Annotated in this window: 3 protein-coding genes; all 3 read left to right on the top strand. The window is 66.9% G+C overall.

Annotation, left to right across the window (positions count from 1 at the left end; genetic code table 11):
• A partial coding sequence (locus MKK84_RS16135) for a hypothetical protein (protein ID WP_243921387.1) occupies nucleotides 1–242 on the top strand: 242 nt, incomplete at its 5' end.
• On the top strand, nucleotides 224–511 hold the full coding sequence (locus MKK84_RS16140; protein ID WP_243921389.1) for a Crp/Fnr family transcriptional regulator: 288 nt from the start codon (nucleotides 224–226) through the stop codon (nucleotides 509–511). The genes MKK84_RS16135 and MKK84_RS16140, both read left to right, overlap by 19 nt.
• A 3-nt stretch (nucleotides 512–514) precedes the next feature.
• A partial coding sequence (locus MKK84_RS16145) for a hypothetical protein (protein ID WP_243921391.1) occupies nucleotides 515–750 on the top strand: 236 nt, incomplete at its 3' end.

A 750-nucleotide genomic window follows, 5' to 3' on the forward strand; every position in this document is an offset into this window, starting at 1 on the left:
CCGAAGGCAAGGATCGCCAACGGCAGGGTCATCACCAGCGGGCTCTCGTGGGGCGTCTGATCGCCATGGTGCCCGTGATGGTCATCGGCGACGAGGTCGCTCTGGTGCGCCGGCTCGATGTCGTGGCCGTGATCGTCGTGGCGCCGTCCTGCGCGAGTGGCTCGTCAACATCGGCGGCCGGCTCCCGCCCCAACGCATCGCCCACCTTCTCTGCGAGCTTCTCATGCGCCTGGAGGCGGTAGGGCGCGTCACCGACAACGGCTACGCGTTCCCGCTCACGCAGACGCAGATCGCTGACATGATGGGCCTGTCCGACGTGCACGTGAACCGGACCCTGCGCGAGCTTCGTGTCCTCGGCCTGATCCACCTCAAGCGGCGGGTGCTGACCATCCTCGACGTCGAGCGGCTCCAGGCCTTCTGCGACTTCACGCCGAACTACCTGCACCTGCGCAGTACGCGCTGGGGTGATCGCCGCGACTTGAGCTGGCCCGGTCAAGCCCAGGAGAGCTAGCCGATGTCCGGGCGAAGCAACGTCGCGACGCTGCTCGTGCTGCAGCTTCAGCCGATCGAGGTGGACACCAACAGCCCCGATCGTGAGGGCATGCTGGTAATGGCCAACGGCCTGCTGGTGGCGGTGCTGGTGCGCCTCGCCGAGCCGGAGCACGACAAGGTCGGAAGCTGGTTCTTCGAGGTTGGCTTCGGCCGGCTGCAGGGGAAAAAGGCTCCGACCTTCCCGAGCCTGGAAGAAGC

Source organism: Methylobacterium sp. E-065, from assembly GCF_022829605.1.
In the GTDB taxonomy this organism is placed as follows: Bacteria; Pseudomonadota; Alphaproteobacteria; order Rhizobiales; family Beijerinckiaceae; genus Methylobacterium.

Coding starts and splice junctions, on each gene's coding strand:
- MKK84_RS16140 (WP_243921389.1), top strand. CDS start 224: ATGCGCCTGGAGGCGGTAGGGCGCGTCACCGACAACGGCTACGCGTTC.